The organism is Camelimonas fluminis (assembly GCF_014656355.1).
GTDB lineage: Bacteria > Pseudomonadota > Alphaproteobacteria > Rhizobiales > Beijerinckiaceae > Camelimonas > Camelimonas fluminis.
In genome coordinates this window covers 404,024-423,886 of the sequence record NZ_BNCG01000002.1, presented here as the reverse complement: position 1 = coordinate 423,886, position 19,863 = coordinate 404,024, and the positions used below count along the sequence as shown (strand labels likewise).

At 65.9% G+C, this 19,863-nt stretch carries 21 protein-coding genes; 11 read left to right on the top strand and 10 right to left on the bottom strand.

What is annotated here, in order from left to right:
* Positions 1-29: 29 nt before the first annotated feature.
* The 4 genes from ureA (at position 30) to IE243_RS05250 (ending at position 3,538) form a co-directional block, all read left to right on the top strand.
* Positions 30-332, top strand: coding sequence for an urease subunit gamma (gene ureA, locus IE243_RS05265; protein WP_132003679.1), 303 nt, complete (start codon positions 30-32; stop codon positions 330-332).
* 32 nt (positions 333-364) lie between these two features.
* Positions 365-676 (top strand): urease subunit beta, encoded by a 312-nt coding sequence (locus IE243_RS05260; RefSeq protein WP_191318283.1) that lies wholly within the window; start codon positions 365-367, stop codon positions 674-676.
* 1 nt (position 677) lies between these two features.
* Entirely contained in the window at positions 678-2,381 is a 1,704-nt protein-coding gene (ureC, locus tag IE243_RS05255; protein ID WP_191318282.1) for an urease subunit alpha, read from the top strand.
* A gap of 125 nt (positions 2,382-2,506) precedes the next feature.
* A complete protein-coding gene (locus IE243_RS05250; RefSeq protein ID WP_191318330.1) occupies positions 2,507-3,538 on the top strand; it encodes an urea transporter in 1,032 nt (343 codons plus the stop codon).
* A gap of 116 nt (positions 3,539-3,654) precedes the next feature.
* Here the strand turns inward: IE243_RS05250 and IE243_RS05245 are convergent, their stop codons facing one another.
* From IE243_RS05245 to IE243_RS05205, 9 genes are all read right to left on the bottom strand, one after another.
* Positions 3,655-4,374 (bottom strand): urease accessory protein UreF, encoded by a 720-nt coding sequence (locus tag IE243_RS05245; RefSeq protein ID WP_191318281.1) that lies wholly within the window; start codon positions 4,372-4,374, stop codon positions 3,655-3,657.
* Positions 4,371-7,481 carry a complex I subunit 5 family protein gene (locus IE243_RS05240; RefSeq protein WP_191318280.1) on the bottom strand — a complete coding sequence of 1,037 codons (3,111 nt, stop codon included), beginning with the start codon at positions 7,479-7,481 and terminating at the stop codon, positions 4,371-4,373. Before IE243_RS05240 ends, IE243_RS05245 begins: the two co-directional genes overlap by 4 nt.
* Positions 7,475-7,849: a sodium:proton antiporter gene (locus tag IE243_RS05235; RefSeq protein ID WP_191318279.1), complete on the bottom strand. Its 375-nt coding sequence runs from the start codon at positions 7,847-7,849 to the stop codon at positions 7,475-7,477. The genes IE243_RS05240 and IE243_RS05235 overlap by 7 nt, the downstream gene beginning before the upstream one ends.
* A gap of 11 nt (positions 7,850-7,860) precedes the next feature.
* The gene (gene mbhE / locus IE243_RS05230; RefSeq protein WP_191318278.1) at positions 7,861-8,556 is read right to left on the bottom strand and encodes a hydrogen gas-evolving membrane-bound hydrogenase subunit E; all 696 of its coding nucleotides are present in this window, start codon (positions 8,554-8,556) and stop codon (positions 7,861-7,863) included.
* Positions 8,553-8,927 (bottom strand): monovalent cation/H(+) antiporter subunit G, encoded by a 375-nt coding sequence (gene mnhG, locus IE243_RS05225; protein ID WP_191318277.1) that lies wholly within the window; start codon positions 8,925-8,927, stop codon positions 8,553-8,555. Before mnhG ends, mbhE begins: the two co-directional genes overlap by 4 nt.
* Positions 8,924-9,169 carry a hydrogenase subunit MbhD domain-containing protein gene (locus IE243_RS05220; protein ID WP_191318276.1) on the bottom strand — a complete coding sequence of 82 codons (246 nt, stop codon included), beginning with the start codon at positions 9,167-9,169 and terminating at the stop codon, positions 8,924-8,926. Before IE243_RS05220 ends, mnhG begins: the two co-directional genes overlap by 4 nt.
* Before the next feature lies 1 nt (position 9,170).
* Positions 9,171-9,458 carry a monovalent cation/H+ antiporter complex subunit F gene (locus IE243_RS05215; RefSeq protein ID WP_244642763.1) on the bottom strand — a complete coding sequence of 96 codons (288 nt, stop codon included), beginning with the start codon at positions 9,456-9,458 and terminating at the stop codon, positions 9,171-9,173.
* Entirely contained in the window at positions 9,451-10,020 is a 570-nt protein-coding gene (locus tag IE243_RS05210; protein ID WP_244642760.1) for a Na+/H+ antiporter subunit E, read from the bottom strand. The genes IE243_RS05215 and IE243_RS05210 overlap by 8 nt, the downstream gene beginning before the upstream one ends.
* Positions 10,021-10,265: 245 nt before the next feature.
* Positions 10,266-10,526 carry a YMGG-like glycine zipper-containing protein gene (locus IE243_RS05205; protein WP_191318275.1) on the bottom strand — a complete coding sequence of 87 codons (261 nt, stop codon included), beginning with the start codon at positions 10,524-10,526 and terminating at the stop codon, positions 10,266-10,268.
* A 255-nt stretch (positions 10,527-10,781) separates the two neighbouring features.
* On the opposite strand from IE243_RS05205, the gene IE243_RS05200 reads away from it, so the two are divergent.
* The gene (locus IE243_RS05200; protein WP_191318274.1) at positions 10,782-12,068 is read left to right on the top strand and encodes a DUF1576 domain-containing protein; all 1,287 of its coding nucleotides are present in this window, start codon (positions 10,782-10,784) and stop codon (positions 12,066-12,068) included.
* A 258-nt stretch (positions 12,069-12,326) separates the two neighbouring features.
* Here the strand turns inward: IE243_RS05200 and rpoZ are convergent, their stop codons facing one another.
* The gene (gene rpoZ, locus IE243_RS05195; protein ID WP_132003643.1) at positions 12,327-12,725 is read right to left on the bottom strand and encodes a DNA-directed RNA polymerase subunit omega; all 399 of its coding nucleotides are present in this window, start codon (positions 12,723-12,725) and stop codon (positions 12,327-12,329) included.
* 270 nt (positions 12,726-12,995) lie between these two features.
* Between rpoZ and fabD the strand changes: the two genes are divergently transcribed.
* From fabD to IE243_RS05165, 6 genes are all read left to right on the top strand, one after another.
* Complete coding sequence (gene fabD, locus IE243_RS05190) at positions 12,996-13,940, top strand: ACP S-malonyltransferase (protein WP_191318273.1); 945 nt, start codon at positions 12,996-12,998, stop codon at positions 13,938-13,940.
* Positions 13,941-14,061: 121 nt separating this feature from the next.
* Positions 14,062-14,799, top strand: a complete 738-nt coding sequence (gene fabG / locus IE243_RS05185; RefSeq protein WP_191318272.1) for a 3-oxoacyl-[acyl-carrier-protein] reductase — start codon at positions 14,062-14,064, stop codon at positions 14,797-14,799.
* A 400-nt stretch (positions 14,800-15,199) separates the two neighbouring features.
* Positions 15,200-15,436 (top strand): acyl carrier protein, encoded by a 237-nt coding sequence (locus IE243_RS05180; protein WP_132003634.1) that lies wholly within the window; start codon positions 15,200-15,202, stop codon positions 15,434-15,436.
* 278 nt (positions 15,437-15,714) lie between these two features.
* Positions 15,715-16,980 (top strand): beta-ketoacyl-ACP synthase II, encoded by a 1,266-nt coding sequence (fabF, locus tag IE243_RS05175; RefSeq protein WP_191318327.1) that lies wholly within the window; start codon positions 15,715-15,717, stop codon positions 16,978-16,980.
* Between the two features lie 332 nt (positions 16,981-17,312).
* On the top strand, positions 17,313-18,632 hold the full coding sequence (gene mltG / locus IE243_RS05170) for an endolytic transglycosylase MltG (protein ID WP_191318271.1): 1,320 nt from the start codon (positions 17,313-17,315) through the stop codon (positions 18,630-18,632).
* 344 nt (positions 18,633-18,976) lie between these two features.
* Entirely contained in the window at positions 18,977-19,858 is an 882-nt protein-coding gene (locus IE243_RS05165; RefSeq protein ID WP_191318270.1) for a YicC/YloC family endoribonuclease, read from the top strand.
* Positions 19,859-19,863 lie beyond the last annotated feature (5 nt).

Genomic DNA, 19,863 nt, shown 5'->3' with positions numbered 1-19,863 from the left:
ACGCGAACTGACACAGCGAGGGTCGGGGAATGGAACTGCTACCACGCGAAAAAGACAAGCTCCTGCTGTTCACCGCGGGCTTGCTGGCGGAGCGCAGGAAAGCGCGCGGCGTCAAGCTCAACTATCCGGAAGTCATCGCCTACATTTCCCTGGCGATCCTCGAGGGCGCACGCGACGGCAGGACCGTCGCGGATCTGATGTCCTATGGCGCGACGCTTCTGACCCGTGACGACGTCATGGAGGGCGTGCCCGAGATGATCCATGACATCCAGGTGGAGGCGACATTCCCGGACGGAACCAAGCTGGTCACCGTTCACAATCCGGTTCCGTGAAAGCGCTGCGTCATGATCGAAAGGGCTGCGTCATGATTCCGGGCGAATTTTTGCTTGAGGACGGCGAGATCGAGCTGAACGCCGGTCGTGAGATCCGCAGGATCGACGTCGCCAACACCGGGGACAGACCCATCCAGGTCGGCTCCCACTATCATTTCTATGAAACCAACACGGCGCTGAAGTTCGATCGCCAGCAGGCGCGCGGTTTCCGCCTCAATATTCCCGCCGGCACCGCCGTTCGCTTCGAGCCCGGCCAGGACCGCACGGTGGAGCTGGTCTCCCTTGCTGGCGATCGCGTCGTTTACGGCTTCAACGCCCTGGTCAACGGAAAGCTGGAGGTCTGAGATGACGCGCATCACACGCGAAACCTACGCCTCGCTCTATGGGCCGACCAAAGGCGACCGCGTTCGCCTCGCCGACACGGACCTGGTGATCGAGATCGAGGACGACCGCACCGTTTATGGCGAGGAGGTGACCTTCGGCGGCGGCAAGGTGATCCGCGACGGCATGGGCCAGGGCCAGGGCCTGGCGGCCGAGGTCGCTGATCTGGTCATCACCAACGCCATCATTCTCGACCACTGGGGGATCATCAAGGCTGACGTCGGCGTCAAGGACGGACGGATCAGCGGCATCGGCAAGGCCGGCAATCCCGATATCCAGCCTGGCGTCGACATCGTCATCGGTCCGGGCACCGACGTCATCGCCGGCGAGGGCAAGATCCTGACCGCTGGCGGCATCGACACCCACATCCACTTCATCGCGCCGCAACAGGCGGAAGAGGCCCTCGCCAGCGGCACCACCACGCTGGTTGGCGGCGGCACGGGCCCATCCGTCGGCACGCTGGCGACGACCGTCACGCCAGGGCCGTGGTACATCCACCGCATGCTGCAGGCCATCGATGAGCTGCCGATTAACGTCGGTCTGCTCGGCAAGGGCAACGCGGCGCTGCCGGAGCCGCTGCGCGAGCAGATTCGCGCCGGCGCCATCGGGCTGAAACTGCACGAAGACTGGGGCACCACCCCGGCGGCGATCGACAACTGCCTGTCGGTGGCTGACGAAATGGACGTGCAGGTCGCCCTGCATTCCGACACGCTGAATGAGAGCGGCTTCGTCGCCGACACCTTCGCCGCCATGAAGGGGCGGGCCATCCACTCCTTCCATACGGAAGGCGCGGGCGGCGGCCACGCGCCGGACATCATCACCGCCGCGGGCCAGGAGAACATCCTGCCGGCCTCCACCAATCCGACCCGGCCCTACACCATCAACACCATCGACGAGCATCTCGACATGCTGATGGTGTGCCACCACCTCAGCCCGCAAATTCCCGAGGACGTGGCTTTCGCCGAGTCGCGCATCCGCAAGGAAACCATCGCCGCCGAGGACATCCTGCACGATCTCGGCGCCTTCTCGATGATGTCGTCCGACTCCCAAGCCATGGGCCGCATCGGAGAAACCACAACCCGTTGCTGGCAGACCGCCCACAAGATGAAAGTGCAGCGCGGCCCGCTGCCCGAGGACAACGGCCGGAACGACAACTTCCGCTGCAAGCGCTACATCGCCAAATACACTATCAACCCGGCGATCACCCATGGCTTCGCCCACGAGATCGGCTCGATCGAGGTCGGCAAGCGCGCCGATCTGGTGCTCTGGAAAACCGCGTTCTTCGGCGTCAAGCCGTCGCTGGTGATGCTCGGCGGCATGATCGCCATCGCGCCCATGGGCGACCCAAATGCGTCGATTTCCACGCCGCAGCCGGTGCACTACCGCCCCATGTACGCGGTGCTTGGCGGCGCGCGCGGCGCCACCGGCGTCACCTTCGTGTCCCAAGCGGCGCTCGACGACCGGATCGGGGACAAGTTGCGGCTGGACAAGCAGCTGGTGGCCGTGAAGGGGACGCGCGGCGTGCGCAAGAAGGACATGGTCCACAATTCCTTCACGCCCAGGATCGAGGTGGATCCGCAAACCTATGAAGTGCGGGTCGATGGCGAACTGATCACCTGTGAGCCGGCTGAAAGCCTGCCCATGGCCCAGCGCTATTTCCTGTTCTGAAGCCAGGGAAAATATCGGGCGGGAGGCGCGATTGACCAGCGTGTCCCCCGCCCGGGCGAAAAGAGCCGGCGGGGTGTTTAGGGGGAGGGCGTAACGTGAGCCAGGCGAATCTGCCGTCAATCGACATGTTTCGTGATCATCCGGCGCTCGGCTTCATCGACTGGTGCCTGCGGGGCGTCGGACAGGTTGTGTTCCAGAACAACCCGATGTCAGGGTTGATCATCCTGCTGGCCCTGTTCTTCAACTCCTGGATTTACGGCCTGATCTGCATCGCGGGCGTGGTCGCCGCCACGTTGATGGCGTTGGCGCTGCAGGCGGACCGGGGGCTGATCCGCGATGGTCTGTTCGGTTTCAACGGCGCGCTGGTCGGGCTGGCGCTGGTGGCGTTCACCAGCGCTGATTTCCGCGTCGGCCATGTGCCGTCAGGTTGGATGGTGGTGTATCTGCTGTTCGCCGCGGCCATGACCTCGGTGGTGTTTCAGGCGTTGTCCACCTTGCTGGCCCCGCACAAGGTGGCCGCGCTCACCGCGCCGTTCGTGCTGACCGGCTGGCTGTTCCTGTTCGCCGTGCTGAAATTCGCGTCGATCGAAGCCGGCCCCCTGGCGAAGCCGGTGTCGCCCGAGCAGTATGACGCGGCCGTCGCCTATGTGCTGCCGACCTGGTACATGGGCGTTGGCAATGGCGTCGGTCAGATCTTCTTCCAGGACAACTGGATCTCCGGCTACCTCATTGTTATCGGCATCGCCGTCAACTCGCGCATTTCGGCGGGCATGGCCCTGATCGGCGCCGCCGTCGCGGCGCTGGTGGCGGCGCTGTTCGGCGGGCCGGAAGGCGCCATTCGCGACGGCCTGTTCGGCTACAACGCCGCGCTGACCGCCATCGCCCTTGGCGGCTTCTTCCTTGTTCTGACCTGGCGCAGCTTTGTTTACGCCCTGTTCGGCGTCGTGATTTCAACCTGGCTGTGGGCGTCGATCGCCATCTTCCTGAAGCCAATCGGCATGCCGGTGCTCACCTCGACCTTCGTGCTCGTCACCTGGCTGATGCTGCTGGGTCAGTACGGCTTCAGGGCTCTGGTTCCGGTGCCGCCAGCGGAAGCGACAACGCCGGAAGACAACCTGCGCCGGCATCGCGCGGCAGCTCGCGTGGGATCGTCGTAGACCGGCTTCGTCGGCATGGGGCGAACAAGGCCCGCCGGGCGAGCAGGCCGTTTCCTCCCGGAGCGCCGGCGGGGAAGCCAGAACCGCCGTCCGGCATGGCTGCCGGAGAGCCGGTCTCAGGAGCGGAACAGACGGCTATACTGGTCCTCGTGCCATGCGCTCGCCATGGCCAGCGCCACGGAGACATTGCCGATCCCGTCATCGTCCGTATCGCGCGCCCGCGTCACCGCGCGCGTGATCATCGCCGGAGCGGCGACCAGAATGCGCTGACCGGCGGTATGGCCAAGCGGAACCAGACGGATGGCCGCCGCGACCTGAGCTTCCGCCGCGCTCCAGACCAGACCGGAGAGGGCCTGTGTCGCCGGAACCTGCCAGTGACATGCGGCGATGGCGAACGCGGCCGGCCAGGAAAGCTGTGGGCGGCAAAGTTCGGGACGCGGCGACAGCCCGGCGCCCGGGGCGGCGTATTCCCTGGCCAGCGGAACCTCAAGGTCGATGAGCAGGCGCAGCATCGCCTCGCCCATGCGCCGGTCCTCCTGCTGCAACTCCCGGCTTTCCCTGCCGGCCGTCAGCCAGGCGTCCGCCGAGCGGAAACGCGCGTGGTCGCCGGCGCGGAGCGCCGCCATCATGCGCAGGAACAGGGCGCCGTCAAACACGGCGTAGCTGTGCTCCAGCGTTCCAAAGATCCAGTCGCGCGCCGTTGCCTCATCGTGGACCCAGCCCGCATGCACCGCCGCCTCCAGCCCGCGCGAGTAGGAGAAGGCGCCGACGGGAAGACTCTGGCTGACCAGACGGAGCAGATGCAGCGGCAAGGGGGATTCGCCGGGAGCGTTCATCGCGTCAGCGCGCTCCATCCGCCGCCGGCAACGTAAACAGCGAGGAAATAATACACCACATAAAGCACATAGGTCTGGCCGTTGCCGGTGTAGGGCCGGCGGGCGAGGTTGGCGACAGCGTTGGCGCCTGCGGCGACGCCCTCCCAGAACATGATGGCGACCGGCGGCAGCGAGCGCCCGATCACCATGCGGTAATGGGCGTAGAACCGGGGCAGGCCCCCTGTCGCCGCCTTGCGTCGCCAGAGCAGCCAGAAGCCGGCGAACAACAGGGCGGAGGCGCCGAGCGCCGCCAGCAGCGCCGGCGTTGGATTCCAGGCGGCGTAGATTTTCTCCAGCGACATGCCTTCCCAGACCAGCCCCGCGGCGAACTGGGGGTCGATGGCGGCGGACACTGGCTCAAACAGCAGCTTAGGAAACAGCGACAGCACGATGATGCCAGCCGCCAGCAGCGCCTGCGGCGCCAGCAGGAAGACCGAGGCCTCCCGCACCTGTTCCTGCCCCTCGGCGCGTGGGCCGGCGAACAGTCCCTGGATCAGGCGGATCATGTAGAGGAAGCCAAGGAACGTGCCGAACAGACTGGCGATCGCCAGCAGGTTCCAGCCCTGTTCCATCATGGCCGCGAGCAGCAGCCATTTGCCGCCGAACCCCATCAGGGGCGGCAGGCCCGACATGGAAACCACGGCGAGGCACATCATCACGAAGGTCAGGGGCATCGCCCGGACGAGACCGCCCGTGCTGACGAAGCGGCGGGCGCCGGTCCTGGCGACGATTCCCGCCACGCCAAGGAACAGTATGCCCTTCACCATCAGATGGTTGGCCACCAGGTAAAGCGCCGTGACCCAACCAAGGTGGCTCATCAGCGCGATGGCGATGATGATGTAGCCAAGCTGGCTCATGCTGGAGCAGGCGAGCAGGCGTTTGAAGTCCTGCTGGCGCAGCGCCATGAGCGCGCCGCCGATGACGGTGAGCAGACCGATCCACGCCATCACGTGGGCCAGTTCCAGCTTCACCCCGGTGCGGATCGCCAGATAGGTGACGAGGAGCAGGCCGTAGATGGCGACCTTGCTGATGACGCCCGAGAGCATGGCGGACATGTCGTCCTCGGCTTCAGCATAGCTGCCCGGCAGCCAGACGTGCGCGCCAAGGACGCCAGCCTTGATGAGGAAGCCGGCGACCAGCAGGGCGAAAGCAACTTCCATCTCACCGCCTGGAAGGCGCAGGGCGGCCAGCTCCAGGGCGCCAGCGTTCGCCGCGACGGTCGCGAAGCCCGCCATCAGGAAATACGCCGCCGCGAGCGAGAACAGCAGGAAGGTCAACAGGTAACGGCTGGCGCGCGGGCTTCTGGCGATCAGGAAATAGCTGGCGAGGGTGACCAGCTCCCAGGAAAAAAAGAAGCTGAGGCTGTCCTGCGCCCGCAAGAGCGTCATGATCGCCAGCAGCAGCGTGGCCATCAGGGGATAAAAACCCGGTCGCGCGTCGGCGCGATACAGGCTGGCGGCGGCGATGACGACGCCGCCGGCAAGCAACAGGTTCGCGAACAGGGCGGCGATTCCGGTGATCGGCCAGATCAGCCACAAACCGGCGGCCAGCGTCGCCAGCAGCATGGCGACGGCTTTCAGCCGGCCAGGCAGGACGCTGTCAACGGCGAACAGGATGGCCCCGGCAAGGAGGGGCGTAAACAGCCATTGCACCGCGACCCCGGCCATGTCGGCGGCAAGGCCCCCCGCCGCCAGCAGGAGCAGTCCGGCCGCAAGCGGCGGCAGCAGCCGGCTGGCGTCAGTCTCTGGTTGACTGTCCACGTGGCCCGCGCGGGCGCTGGTGTTGTGCCGGAGCGTCAGGCCGAACCAGCGAAACATGTAGGCTGCTTCCAGCAGGGAGCCGACAAGGACGATCATCGTCCATTGGTGGGCGCCGGCGGCGGTGAGCCGCATCACCAGCTCCCACTTCGCCCAGAAGCCCGGGAATGGCGGCAGGCCGGCGATGGCGACAATCAACAGCCCGAGCAGGGCCAGCGTCAGCGGGCGGTTGCGCAATCCGGCGCGGCTGTCGATTTTCTCCATGCCGAGCGTTTCGGCCAGCCAGAACAGGCCCGCCTTCGCCAGCAGGTGATTGACGAAAAGGCCGCCGATCACCAGCGGCGCCGCCGCGGCGGCGTCAATTTGCGCCAACGCGCCCAGGGCCAGGGTCATCAGGCCCATCTGGCCAATGGAGGAATAGCCGAGCAGACGCTGCGTCCGGGTCTGCGACAGGCCGATGAGGTTGGAGAACAGGAAGGTGACGGCGCCCGAAAAGGCGATGATCCCAAGTTGCGCCCCGAAGAGCGGCGACAGTTTGAGCAAAGCGAAAAACACCCCGGCGGATACGCCGACTGAAACCATGGCGGCGATCCCGCCAGGCGCCGTTTCGTAGACGTCCAGTCCCCAGCCGTTGGCGGGGAAGGGTTTCAGTTCGATCAGCAGTCCCGCCAGCAGCATCAGCAGGGCGGCGACGGCCATGGGACGGTTCAGGGCGCCTGCGCCAGCGATCAGTTCGTCGATATTGAGCGTGCCGGCGACATGGTACAGCAGCACCGAGCCGACGAGGAACAGGCTGGAGGCCACCACCGTCGCCATGATGTACTTGAAGGCGGCGGCCAGAGCCGCTGGCGCCTGCGACAGGCCAAGCAGTCCGTAGGTGGCGATCGACACAATCTCCAGGAACACGAACAGGTTAAACAGGTCCCGGGTCATGATCATGCCGTCTATCCCCATCACCAGGATGAGGTAGAGCAGCAGCGCCCCGTAGGAGCCGCGCAAACGGTCCCACAGGCGCCACGCCCCGAGCAGCGCCGTGACATTGACGCTGACGGCGAAGAACGCCTCCCACAACCCGAGGCGCAGGTTGATGGAGACTGGCGGCATGGCGCCCGCCGTCAGCACCTCGATAGCCGGTTCGCCCGCCAGCAGGCGCAGAAGTCCGGCGCCGCTGGCCAGCACGATGCCGCCGAGCGCGAGAAAAAATCCGCCGGCCAGCCATCCCTTGCCAAGCCGGTGCAACAGCGGCAGCGCGAAGCCGCCGCCCAGCCCGAACAGGAAAATGCCAAGCGGGTGAAACGCCGCGGCTACCATTTTGATTCCGTGAAGGCGTCGATCGACAGGGTTTTCTTCGCCGCATACAGGCGGATGGCGAAGGCCAGCATCACCGCCGTGACCGAGAAGCCAATGACGATCGCCGTCACCACCAGGGCGGAGGGAACCGGATCAATGGCGCGCGCGCCGGCCTCGCCAAGGCCCAGCGCCGTGTCGATGATCGGCGCGGTGGCCCCGGTGACGTAGCCGCTCGCCACCATCACGATGTTGAAGCCCGTGCCCATGAGCACGAAGCTGATGATGATGCGCATGATATTGCGGTGGGTCAGCATGCCCCACAATCCGGTCAGCGTCAGGCCAAAGCCGGTGATCATCAGAATGGTGGAGACCGGAATGCCCGTTATCATGGCCGCCTCGCTCAACTTCTGAACCTGTCGATGATGACACTCAGCTCAGCGCCAACCTTGACGCCAAGCAAGGCGGAGATGAGCGGAATCGCTCCGGCGCTGATGAAGGCGCCGAACTGACCTTTCGGGAGAAAGCGCGGGTCAAGAAAACCACCGGCCAGGACCAGTCCCAGCACGCCGAGGCAGACGTAGAGCACGCCGGCCGCCGATTCGATGACGCCCAGAAGCGCCGTGTTGAGCGTCGCGGACGGGCTCGCCACCAGCATCAACATCACGCCCGAGGCCACGATCGCGCCGCCCTGAAAGCCGCCGCCGGCCGACAGGTGGCCATTGACGATCACGTAGGCGCCGAAGGTGAAAATCAGCGGCAGCAACACCATCGCGCCGGTCGTGACGATTTCGCCGGCCGGCGGGCGCGCGTCCCGGCCCCCGGCCGCCGCGCCGCCGGCGCTGTCTTTCTTCAGCAGCAGGCCGATGCTCGCGGCCACCATGAACAGCACCGCCACCTCGCCCAGGGTGTCGAAGCCGCGCCACGAGATCAGAATGCCGGTGACGACATTGGGCGCGCCAAGCTGGGCCGGAACCTCGGTGACGTAATGGCGCGCCAGCGGGCGCAGGGCCTGCAACTCAACGTAGTCGCCGATGACGCCCATGAAGACGAGGGCCATCAACGCCACGGCAAGGACGGCGAAGGCGCGCTTCATCATGGCGCGGCCCTCCCGTCGTCATCCCGCCCGGGCTCCCGCGCCATGCGCTTGCCAGCCTCATGTTCGGCGAGCGCGTCCGCGCCGGTGGAAGGCGCCGTTGGCGTCCGTATCAGCCAGGCGGCGCGGGACAGGGCATGGGACGAAACCGGGTTGGTCATCAGCACGAAGCCGATGACCAGCCCCAGCTTCAGGGCCCAGCCCGGATGATGGACGGCCAGTCCGGCCAGCACCAGAATATTGCCGAGAGTAGTGGCCTTGGTGCCCGCCTGGATGCGCGTGAAGGCGTCAGGCATGCGCAACAGGCCAAGACCCGCCGAAAACAGGAACATGGCGCCCAGCAGGATGATGAGGCTGCCAAGCAGGTCGGTCATTCCACGCCTCCGGCGCCGGTTTTGCGAATGGCGTAAATGAACACGAAAGTGCTGAGGCCACAGCCGATGGCCGCTTCCGCCATCGCCACGTCCGGCGCGGCCAGCAGCAGGAAGGACACGGCCGCGAACAGGCTCGCAAGGCTGGAGCTCACCATCGCCGCCATCAGATTGTTGAGGCACACCGCGAGCACGCCGCTGAGCAGGATGCCGGCGCAGACCACAAGGATCAGGAGCTCCAGCATGTCAGAGCCCCTTTTCCAGGAAGCGGGCGATGGCAAGCACGGCCAGAAAACTGAGCAATCCATAAACCAGCGCCACGTCGATATAGACAAAGCGGCCGGAGACGTGAGCGTAGAGGGCGATCAGCGACAGTGAAATCACGGTCAGCATGTCGATGGCGACGATGCGGTCGACGAGGGTGCGGCCAATGGCCAGCCGGACGCCGCCAAACAGCAACGCCATGAAAATCAGCGCCGCGGCGATCTGGGTGATGACGGCTGCCAGGGAGGCGGTCCAGGAAGAATCAGCCAAAGACCTTCTCCAGATGCCGCTCGAACGGCGCGACGATCGCCTCGGTCGCCGCGTCGGTATCCGTGGTCTTCACGTCAAGCCAGTGGACGAATAGCAGATCGTCCTCCAGCGCCAGCACCAGGGATCCCGGCGTCAGCGCGATGGTGTTGGCGAGCGCGAGGCGTCCAAGGGGAGAGACAAGGCGCGTGCGGACCTGAACAATGCCGGGGTTGATGTCGATGCGCCGCGCATAGACATAACGCAGCATCTGCAGGTTTGCCTTGACCAGCTCAACAAGAAAAACGCCGACATACGCCAGCAGATGATACAGGCCGCGCGGCGTCCAGCGGACGCTACACCACGCGTCGTTATGTGTGGTGAACGCCCATGCCAGCGCGCCGGTGATCGCCGCGCCGGTGAGGGCGATGTCGAGCGCAAGGCTCGTATTGGCGATCGTCCACACCGCGAACAGAACCAGCCACAGCGTGAGCATGCCGTGCAGACGCGGCTTTCTGGCCCCGGCGCGCCCATCAAGGCCCGCGCGCGAACCGGCTTCACCTTCTGGAAGGCCATGTGCCGCCAAGATGCGCCCCCGTTCCTGCTTTTGCCTGCCGTCCCGAGTCGTTTTCACGGGCCTCCAGTTGCGCCTTCCTGGAGTGGAACGTTTCCTGGAGCGGGACACTGTGGCGGATGCCCGATGCACGCCGCCCCACCGCCGTATCAGGGGGTGGGGCTGGCGTTTATGTCAGGCGTAACCTGCCTGCCCCGACGGCAAAGCCGCCGGGGGGCGCCGCTGCGGCGCGCGCGCCGCGGGACCAGGCGCCGGCGTCAGCACTCCTGATAGGTGCGGCCGCGATAGACATAGCTCCTGCAGGTGGGCGTCGTCGCATTGCCGACGATGGCGCCGCCGACGCCGCCAATGGCCGCGCCAGCAAGCGCGCCGCCCGCGCGACCCGTGGCAAGGCCGCCAACCAGGGCGCCGGCGCCGGCGCCGATGGCCGCGCCGCCAATGGTGCGGTCCGTCCGGTCATTGGGGTTGCAGGCCGCCAGACCAAGCGCAAGCAGTCCGATAACGATGAGGCTCTTCATGATGATCCCCTTGATCTAGCCGGGTTGAGCAAGACGGCTGTATTTGCCGGATATCTTATAGAGTATCTGTCATATTGAAGTGCATGTGAAAGGCCAATTATATGCGTGATCCCCAACTTGTGTGATGCGCTTCGACCGGCTGGCCGCGTCCGCCGCCGCCTCGCCGGCGCCATTGGGCGATGATGCGGACGCGGGGCGTCAGGAAACAGGCTGCAGCCGGGATGGCGGCGAACTGAACCATGGAGAGGACTGGGGATGGAGGTTGACGCGGTGGCCGAAAAGGGCCTGCCGGATGGCGCGTTGCTACTGGTCGTCTGCGGGCTCGCAGCGATCTGCGTCGTATTTGGATTCGTTGTTTCGGGACCCGCGGACGTTTTTCACGGGCTCGGCAAGATCCTCTTCGTTCGCGACACGTTGATCACCGATTACATGGGGGTGGGGGGCGTTGGCGCGGCGTTCGTCAACGCCGGCCTTCTGACGCTCGTTGTGGCGGGCGTCTACCGCGTGTCCGGGGTGGCCATCGGCGGCGGGGCCATCGCCTGCCTGCTGCTGATACTGGGGTTTGCCCTGTTCGGCAAAAACCTCCTGAATATCTGGCCCATCGTCGGCGGGGTCTGGCTGTACTGCCGGTTCAAGCGGGAGCCGTTCGCGCAGCATATCAACACAGCGTTTTTTGGGTGCGCCCTTGCGCCGGTGTTCTCCGAGATACTGTTCAGTTCGCTGATGCCGATCTATCAGTCCCTGCCGCTGGCGCTCGGCTCCAGCCTGCTGATGGGATTCGTGTTGCCGCCGGCCGCCGCGCAGCTTTTTCGCGCCCATGACGGTTTCACCCTCTACAACATGGGGTTCACGGCGGGCATCGTCGGCACGGTGGCGGTGGCGATTTACCAGTCCTACGGCTTTGTGCCCCAGCCGGCGTTCATCTGGACCAGCGGCAACAATGTGTTGCTCGGCGGGTTTCTCTCGTTGCTGTTCGCGGGTCTGATCGGACTTGGGCTGTTCATCGACCGGCGGGCCTTCGTCAAAATGAAGGACCTGCTCGCCCTCGACGGGCGGTCGCCCTGCGATTTCATCGCCCTGGTCGGGCCGGGGCCGACATTCGTCAACATGGGAGCCAGCGGCTTTGTCGGAACCGCTTATGTGCTGCTGGTGGGCGGCGACCTGAACGGGCCGGTGATCGGCGCCATCCTGTCGATCGTCGGCTTCGCGGCCTTTGGCAAACACCCGCGCAATTTTATCCCGGTCATGGTCGGGGTGTTCATCGGCTCGCTGGCCAAGCCCTGGAGCGCCGGTGATCCGTCCATCGTGCTGGCGGCGCTGTTCGGCACCACGCTGGCGCCGATCTCAGGCCGTTTTGGCTGGCATTGGGGCATTGTCGCCGGCTTCATTCACTCGTCCGCCGCCCTCAGCGTCGGCGTCGTCCATGGCGGCCTCAACCTGTACAACAATGGTTTCGCCGCTGGCATCGTCGCCTCAGTCCTGAAGCCGGTGATCGTCGCCATTCAGTCCAGGTTTGGGGTCAATCCACCGGAGAGGCTTTGAAGCGCCTTTTTGCTGAACCTCTCCGGGCGCCGGGGCCGTCCCGCGTTTTTTGAAAGGCCCGGCTCCGCACGCGCCCGCAAGGCGGGCCCCGGGTTGCGTCAGCGCAGCATGCCCATCCGGGCGCCCCGGCGACGCATGGATTGACGCGCTGCTCGCGGCTCAGGGCGTCAGCGCCGCCTTCGCGCAGGGAACGCGGAAAAGAAAAAGCCTGGCCGCTGGCCAGGCTTTCTTGCGATCTGCGGCAGGCTGCGCCGGGGCTCAGCCTTCGTCGTCGTCGGTTTGCGCCGGCGGAACCAGCCCGTCGAGACCGCGCAGCAGGTCTTCCTCGCTCATGCGATCGAATTCCTGGAGGTCGTCGTCGTTGCGGGCGCTGACCGAGGAACCGATGGAGGCGCGGCTCGGCACGGCGTCCTCTTCCGGCTCGTCCACCTCAACATGCTTCTGCATGGAGTGGATGAGGTCTTCCTTGAGGTCGTCGACGGAGATCGTCTCGTCGGCAATCTCGCGCAGCGCGACAACCGGATTTTTATCGCGATCGCGATCCACGGTCAGCGGCGCGCCGGACGAGATCATGCGGGCGCGATAGCCGGCCAGCAGGACCAGTTCGAAACGGTTATCAACCTTGTCGATGCAGTCTTCGACGGTGACGCGAGCCATTAAGGGCTCCCTTCAAAGGATCTGAATGGTGCGGAATCAGGTTCAGATACACGTTGGCGCCCGCTGGCGCAAGCTTTTCCGCCCCGTGCGCCCGCCGCGGCACTTGACAGGCCGCCAGGTCGGCGCCACTGGCCGCCGCAGCGAACCAGGGCGTGAAAACGTCAGCCACCATGCGGGCGTTTCCCGGTTTTTCCTGCCGGCGCATGCTTTTCCCGCTGGCGCGCCCTGGTCATGATGCAAAACAGACGTCGCAGCATGGATGGAAACACGATGAAACCAGCTTTCACCTTCCCGGGACAGGGCAGCCAGGCTGTCGGCATGGGCAAATCGCTGGCGGACAATTTCGCGGTGTCGCGTGACGTGTTCGCTGAGGTCGACGACGCCCTTGGGCAGCGCCTGTCGCAACTGATGTGGGAAGGGCCCGCCGACGAGCTGACGCTGACCGCCAATGCCCAGCCGGCCCTGATGGCGGTGAGCATGGCGGCGATTCGGGCGCTTGAGGCTGAAGCCGGGCTCGATCTGGCGAAGGAGGCCGCGTTCGTCGCTGGCCATTCCCTTGGCGAATATTCGGCGCTGGCCGCCGCCCGCAGCCTGACGCTGGCGGATACCGCCCGGCTGCTGCGCATTCGCGGCGACGCGATGCAAAAGGCCGTGCCGGTGGGACAGGGCGCCATGGCGGCCCTGATCGGTCTGGAGTTCGACGCGGCTGACGCCGTGGCGCGCGAGGCGGCGCAGGGCGACGTCTGCTCGGCCGCCAACGACAATGGCGGCGGACAGGTGGTGATTTCCGGTTCGCGCGCGGCCGTCGAGCGCGCCTTGCCGATCGCCCAGGAGCGGGGCGCCAAGCGCGCCATGCTGCTGCCCGTATCCGCTCCCTTCCATTGCGCCCTGATGCAGCCTGCCGCCGAAGCCATGGCCGAGGCGCTGGCGAAGGTGACCATTTCCGCGCCGCTGGCGCCGCTGGTCGCCAATGTGACCGCCCAGGCGGAAACCGATCCGGACGCCATCCGCGCCAATCTGGTGAAGCAGGTGACCGGCACCGTTCGCTGGCGCGAGTGCGTGGCGTGGATGGCCGGTCAGGGCGTTGAATCGTTTTATGAGGTGGGCGCCGGCAAGGTGCTGACGGGCCTCGTGAAGCGCATCGCCAGCAACGGCAAGGGCGTGGCGATTGGCTCGGCTGATGACGTGAAGGCGTTCGTCGCCGCCCGGAGTTGAACCGGCGCGGCGGGAACCGCGTTTCTCCATTTTATCTTAATTATGACGTTATTTCAGTGTTATGGCTTGATGTATAAACGTAACGCATCAAGCCTGTTCCTCCGCTCATATGGAGTTTGGCATGTTTGATCTGACTGGCCGCAAGGCGCTTGTGACGGGCGCGAGCGGCGGTATCGGCGGGGCGATTGCCCGCGCGCTGCACGCCCAGGGCGCGGATGTGGCGCTCTCCGGCACCCGCCGGGAAGCGCTGGAGGCTCTGGCCGCCGAACTGGGCGCGCGCGCCCACGTCGTTCCGGCGGACCTGTCGAGCGTCGAATCGGTCGAGGCGTTGATCCCGTCGGCGGAAGCGGCGCTTGGCGGCCTGGACATTCTCGTCAACAATGCTGGCGTGACCCGCGATAACCTGTTCATGCGCATGAAGGACGAGGAGTGGGACGCGGTGATCGCCGTCAACCTCACCGCGTCTTTCCGCCTGATGCGCGCCGCGACCAGGGGCATGATGCGCCGCCGGTTTGGCCGCATCATCAACATCGGTTCGGTTGTCGGAACCACGGGTAATCCGGGCCAGGGCAATTACGCGGCCTCCAAGGCCGGCCTGGTGGGAATGACCAAGGCCCTGGCGGCCGAGGTGGCGAGCCGCAACATCACGGTGAATTGCGTGGCGCCTGGCTTCATCACCTCGCCAATGACCGACGCGCTCAATGACAAGCAGCGTGAAGCCATTCTGACCAATGTCCCGGCCGGGCGTCTCGGCGACGGCGGCGATGTGGCGGCGGCGGTGGCCTATCTGGCTTCGACCGAGGCCGCCTACGTCACCGGCCAGACCCTGCACGTCAATGGCGGCATGGCGATGATCTGAGGCCCCACGGGGCTGGCAGTGGAGATCCGGCGTCGGCCCGGCCGTGCGTCCGTAACCTGGGGGGGCCTGGCGACTGCGTTGTGGCGCGCGCCATGATTCGGCTGGCGGCCGGGGCTTCGGATCCGGCTGTCTTCGCGCGCCGGATCTGGCCATCCACGCCTCTGGAAAGCGCCGGAGCGCCACTCGTCAGGCGGTTTCCGGTGTGTTAACAGGGCCGGCCTGCCGCGTGGGTACTTGACGCGACAGGCAAAAGCAGGCTTGCACTAGCAATGGACAAGGCGCCTTGACGGGCAGGATTGATCCGACGATTAACGGCGCGAACTGGCCATGGCTTCCGAACCAGGCAACTCGAAGATCGGGCGGCCATACGCCATCTGCAAAATGAAACGAGGACCGAACGATGAGTGACATCGCTGAACGCGTTAAGAAGATCGTTGTCGAGCATCTCGGCGTGGAAGCCGACAAGGTCGTGGACAACGCCAACTTCATTGACGATCTCGGCGCCGACAGCCTCGACACGGTCGAACTGGTGATGGCGTTCGAGGAAGAGTTCAACGTCGAGATCCCGGACGACGCCGCTGAGACCATCGTGACGGTCGGCGACGCGATCAAGTTCCTGGAGAAGAACGCGGCCTGAGCCTGCGTCTGTTCCTGAACATTACTGGTGGTTGTTCCTGAGCTGACGCGCCAACGCGTGAATCCGCCGGGAGCGGCCGCATATCTCGGGGGCCTTGCGGCCCTCGAAGCATAACTGACCGCGTTGGACACGTTCTGTTTTTTGCACGGGTTGCTGGGTAAAAGGCAGGGCGCGCCCAAAGTATCGATGCATTCAAAAGGCGCTCCCTGCATGCGCGCGGCGATGGCTTTGCCCGTCCCGCCCATCTGCAGCCGGCTCCGGGACAGAACGGCATGACAATGAGACGGGTTGTTGTCACAGGTCTTGGCATGGTCACCCCACTTGGGGGCAATGTTGAGGCAACCTGGAGCAATGTGCTCGCCGGCAAAAGCGGCGCCAGCGCCATCACGAAGTTCGATGTCTCCGATATCGCCTGTCGCATCGCCTGCCAGATTCCGCTGGGCGATGGCTCCGCGGGAACCTTCAACGCTGACCAGTGGATGGACCCGAAGGACCAGCGCAAGGTTGATCCCTTCATCGTCTACGCCATGGCGGCCGCCCAGCAGGCGCTCGAGGACGCGGGCTGGGAGCCGAAAACCTCTGACGACCAGAACGCCACCGGCGTGCTGATCGGCTCGGGCATCGGCGGCGTTGGCGGCATTTACGAAGCGGCGACCATTCTCAATGAGAAGGGGCCGCGGCGCCTGTCGCCATTCTTCATTCCTGGCCGCCTGATCAATCTGGCCTCCGGCTACGTCTCCATCCGTCACGGCCTCAAGGGCCCCAATCATTCGGTTGTCACCGCCTGCTCGACCGGCGCGCACGCCATCGGCGACGCGGCCCGTCTGGTGGCGCTGGGCGACGCCGACGTGATGGTGGCTGGCGGCACGGAATCGCCGCTCAACCGGCTGTCGATCGCCGGATTCGCTTCCTGCCGGGCGCTGTCCACAAATTTCAACGATGATCCGACCCGCGCCTCGCGCCCCTATGACAAGGACCGCGACGGCTTTGTCATGGGCGAGGGCGCTGGCGTCGTCATCCTGGAAGAGCTTGAGCACGCAAAAGCGCGCGGCGCCAGGATCTACGGCGAAATCATCGGCTATGGGCTCTCTGGCGACGCCCATCACATCACCTCGCCGGCAGAAGACGGCGACGGAGCCTATCGCTGCATGCAGGCGGCGCTGAAGCGCGCCGGCATTTCGGTCTCGGACGTCGACTACGTCAACGCGCACGGCACCTCGACGCCGTTGGGCGACGAGATCGAGCTGCGCGCTGTCGAGCGGCTGCTCGGCAATTCCGCCAGCAAGATCTCCATGTCGTCGACCAAGTCGTCGATCGGCCATCTGCTGGGCGCCGCTGGCGCGGTCGAGTCGATTTTCGCCATTCTGTCCATCCGCGACCAGATCGTGCCGCCGACTCTCAATCTCGATAACCCATCCGTGGAAACGACGATTGACCTGACGCCGCACGTGGCCCGTCAGCGTGACGTGAATGTGGCGCTGTCGAACTCCTTCGGCTTTGGCGGCACCAACGCCTCCGTGATCTTCCGCGGCTTCGCGGCCTGATCAGGCCTGCTCCGCCTGGCCGGCGCGTTTTCGTCGCAATCGACGTTCATGCTCCGCGCCAGTTTCGAGACCGCCAGAAACGGGTTGCCTCTGGACCGGGGGGCCATCTGGCGGTCAATGCGAAGGGTTGGGCGCGCAGCCGCTGGCGGAATGGTACAGTTCCGCGGGCTGGACGTCAGGCAGCCGATTCGTCTGCCTGACGCGACGCTGGCGCCATCTGACGCTCCCGATACATGTCTTCTGGACCTGTGCAGCAGGTTCGTCCCCAAAACGGTGATTCCGGGCATCGTGGATCAGGCATGTGAGCCGGAGCGGTTTTGAACGGACCAGGGATGAGCGACAACAACAGGACGTCCATTGGCAAGGCAAACCCCGCTCCGGAGAAAGGCGCGCGGGTCCGTTCGCTGAAAAGCCCGACGGAAGCCATCAAGCCGGAGGCCGTGCCGCCGCCTCCGCCGTCGCGCCGGCGTCGTGATCGCGGTGGTTTCGTCAATGGCGTGAGCAATTTTCTCACCGCGATCGTGGTCGGGGCCGTGGCCATCGGCGGCGGCGTCTATGTGCTCAAGAGCGAGTTCAACGCCGCCGGACCGCTGACGGCGGACAAGGTCGTGATGGTCAAGGGCGGCGCCCGGGCCGTGGCCGATTCGTTGCAGCGCGAAGGCGTGATCTCCCAGCCGACCCTCTTCCTCGCCGGCGTCTACGTCTCCGGCGTCAACGACGAGGTGAAGGCCGGCGAATACCTGTTCCGCAAGGGCGCCAGCCTGCGCGAGGTCATGGACACCCTCGTCAGCGGCAAGACGGTGCTGCACAATTTCACCGTGCCGGAAGGGCTGACCAGCGAGCAGATCGTTTCCCGTTTGCGCGAGGTCGATCTGCTGACCGGCGACATCACTGAAATCCCGCCGGAAGGCGCCCTGTTGCCGGAGACCTACAGGATTTCTCGCGGCGCCTCACGCCAGCAGATCCTTGACCGCATGCGCCAGGACGGCCGTCGGGTGCTTGCCGAGGTCTGGGCCCGCCGTGCGCCGGACCTGCCGTTGAAAACGCCAGAGGAGATGGTGACCCTGGCCTCGATCGTGGAGAAGGAAACCGGGCGCGCCGACGAGCGCACCCGGGTGGCCGGCGTCTTCATCAATCGCCTGCAGAAGGGCATGCGCCTGCAGTCCGACCCGACGATTGTCTATGGCATCGTTGGCGGCAAGGGAGCGCTCGGCCGGCCGCTGTCGCGGACGGACATCACCACGTCGACGCCCTACAACACCTATACGATCAACGGCCTGCCGCCGGGCCCCATCGCCAACCCCGGCCGCGCCGCGCTGGAAGCGGTGGCCAACCCGTCGCGCACCCGCGATCTGTATTTTGTCGCCGACGGCACGGGCGGGCATACCTTCACCGAGACGCTGGACCAGCACAATCGCGGCGTCAGCCGTCTGCGCCAGATCGAGAGCGATCGCCGCGCCCAGGAAAACGCCGCCGGCAAACCGGCGGACGGCGAAGCGGGCGCCGCTGCGACGGATCAGGGGCGGACGGACCAGTCGTCGCCGGCCGGCCGGCCGCGCGCCTTTGACGCCTCCGAGGGAACGGACAAGGATCCGCTGCGTAACAAGACATACGATCTGAACTCGCCGCAGGTCGTGCCCAAGATCCGCTGAGACAGCTTCAGGACGCTTGTCCGCGCCGACGGGGGCGGGGATCCAGCGCACCGCGGGCGCATCCTGCTCCACCCTGTGGATTTGAGGCGTTTTGCATGGCGGAGTGTTTTCGCGGAAAGTGGTCTCCAGCTTTCGTGAAGTGAGTGCTTCCAGACAGATCGCGCGCTTTCTCCAACGCAGCGTGACATTCACGTGCGGGGAGCGCGCAAGGCCGGCGGAGTGACGCCAGATCGCAGAACGCGTGGCCGCGCCGTCCCATGGATGGCGCGGCGCCGTTTTGCCAACAGAAAACCAGGCGGACTCCGCCCTGGTTCGCGACAGACGACGACAGGAGCACAGGCGGTATGGCCATTGCCAGCATGACCGGTTTCGCAAGGGCCGACGGCGCGCATGGAGCGCTTTCCTGGGCGTGGGAGATCAGAAGCGTCAATGGACGCAGCCTCGATATCCGCATGCGCACGCCGCCGGGCTATGATCGCAGCGGCGAGGCGGGGCGTCAGGCGCTGGCGCGCGCCGTGCGCCGCGGCGCCTGCCATGTCTCGCTCACGGTGGTCAGCGCCGCCGCCGCGGCTGGCGTCCGTGTCAACCTCGATGTGGCCCGCATGGTCATCAACGCCTTTCGCGAACTGGAGCGGCCCGCCGACATGGCGCCGCTGACCCTTGATGCGGTGCTGGGCGTGCGCGGCGTGGTGGAGAGCGTCGACGTTGACAGCGCTCCAGGAGAGGACGCGTTCGCCGCGATCGCAGCCACGGCCGAGGCGGCGGTGGCCGCGATGGTCGCCGCCCGCGTCGCCGAGGGCGCGGCGCTTGAAATCGTGCTGCGCGGCCATGTCGACCGCATCGCCGCGTTGACCTCCACCGCAGAGGCGTCGCCGGCCCGGCAGCCCGAGGCCATCCGTCGTCGCATCCACGACCAGATCGCCCTGCTGACCGGCGGGACGGTGTCGCTGGATCCGCAGCGGCTGCACCAGGAAGCGGTGCTGCTCGCCAGCCGCGCCGACATCCGTGAGGAAATCGATCGTCTGCACGCTCACGTGGCGGCGGCGCGGGCCTTGCTGGACGAGGGCGGCGCCGTGGGCCGGCGGCTGGATTTCCTCGCCCAGGAACTGGCCCGTGAAGCCAATACGCTATGCGCCAAAGCCAATGACGCCAGCCTGTCGGCGATCGGCCTCGACCTCAAAACCGTGGTCGAGCAGTTCCGCGAGCAGGTCCAGAACGTCGAGTAACGCCC

What these genes read in the sequence shown, in the direction of transcription:
- ureA (WP_132003679.1), top strand. Translation starts at nt 30, where the DNA reads ATGGAACTGCTACCACGCGAAAAAGACAAGCTCCTGCTGTTCACCGCG.
- IE243_RS05260 (WP_191318283.1), top strand. Translation starts at nt 365, where the DNA reads ATGATTCCGGGCGAATTTTTGCTTGAGGACGGCGAGATCGAGCTGAAC.
- ureC (WP_191318282.1), top strand. Translation starts at nt 678, where the DNA reads ATGACGCGCATCACACGCGAAACCTACGCCTCGCTCTATGGGCCGACC.
- IE243_RS05250 (WP_191318330.1), top strand. Translation starts at nt 2,507, where the DNA reads ATGTTTCGTGATCATCCGGCGCTCGGCTTCATCGACTGGTGCCTGCGG.
- IE243_RS05245 (WP_191318281.1), bottom strand. Translation starts at nt 4,374, where the DNA reads ATGAACGCTCCCGGCGAATCCCCCTTGCCGCTGCATCTGCTCCGTCTG.
- IE243_RS05240 (WP_191318280.1), bottom strand. Translation starts at nt 7,481, where the DNA reads ATGGTAGCCGCGGCGTTTCACCCGCTTGGCATTTTCCTGTTCGGGCTG.
- IE243_RS05235 (WP_191318279.1), bottom strand. Translation starts at nt 7,849, where the DNA reads ATGATAACGGGCATTCCGGTCTCCACCATTCTGATGATCACCGGCTTT.
- mbhE (WP_191318278.1), bottom strand. Translation starts at nt 8,556, where the DNA reads ATGATGAAGCGCGCCTTCGCCGTCCTTGCCGTGGCGTTGATGGCCCTC.
- mnhG (WP_191318277.1), bottom strand. Translation starts at nt 8,927, where the DNA reads ATGACCGACCTGCTTGGCAGCCTCATCATCCTGCTGGGCGCCATGTTC.
- IE243_RS05220 (WP_191318276.1), bottom strand. Translation starts at nt 9,169, where the DNA reads ATGCTGGAGCTCCTGATCCTTGTGGTCTGCGCCGGCATCCTGCTCAGC.
- IE243_RS05205 (WP_191318275.1), bottom strand. Translation starts at nt 10,526, where the DNA reads ATGAAGAGCCTCATCGTTATCGGACTGCTTGCGCTTGGTCTGGCGGCC.
- IE243_RS05200 (WP_191318274.1), top strand. Translation starts at nt 10,782, where the DNA reads ATGGAGGTTGACGCGGTGGCCGAAAAGGGCCTGCCGGATGGCGCGTTG.
- rpoZ (WP_132003643.1), bottom strand. Translation starts at nt 12,725, where the DNA reads ATGGCTCGCGTCACCGTCGAAGACTGCATCGACAAGGTTGATAACCGT.
- fabD (WP_191318273.1), top strand. Translation starts at nt 12,996, where the DNA reads ATGAAACCAGCTTTCACCTTCCCGGGACAGGGCAGCCAGGCTGTCGGC.
- fabG (WP_191318272.1), top strand. Translation starts at nt 14,062, where the DNA reads ATGTTTGATCTGACTGGCCGCAAGGCGCTTGTGACGGGCGCGAGCGGC.
- IE243_RS05180 (WP_132003634.1), top strand. Translation starts at nt 15,200, where the DNA reads ATGAGTGACATCGCTGAACGCGTTAAGAAGATCGTTGTCGAGCATCTC.
- fabF (WP_191318327.1), top strand. Translation starts at nt 15,715, where the DNA reads ATGAGACGGGTTGTTGTCACAGGTCTTGGCATGGTCACCCCACTTGGG.
- mltG (WP_191318271.1), top strand. Translation starts at nt 17,313, where the DNA reads ATGAGCGACAACAACAGGACGTCCATTGGCAAGGCAAACCCCGCTCCG.
- IE243_RS05165 (WP_191318270.1), top strand. Translation starts at nt 18,977, where the DNA reads ATGGCCATTGCCAGCATGACCGGTTTCGCAAGGGCCGACGGCGCGCAT.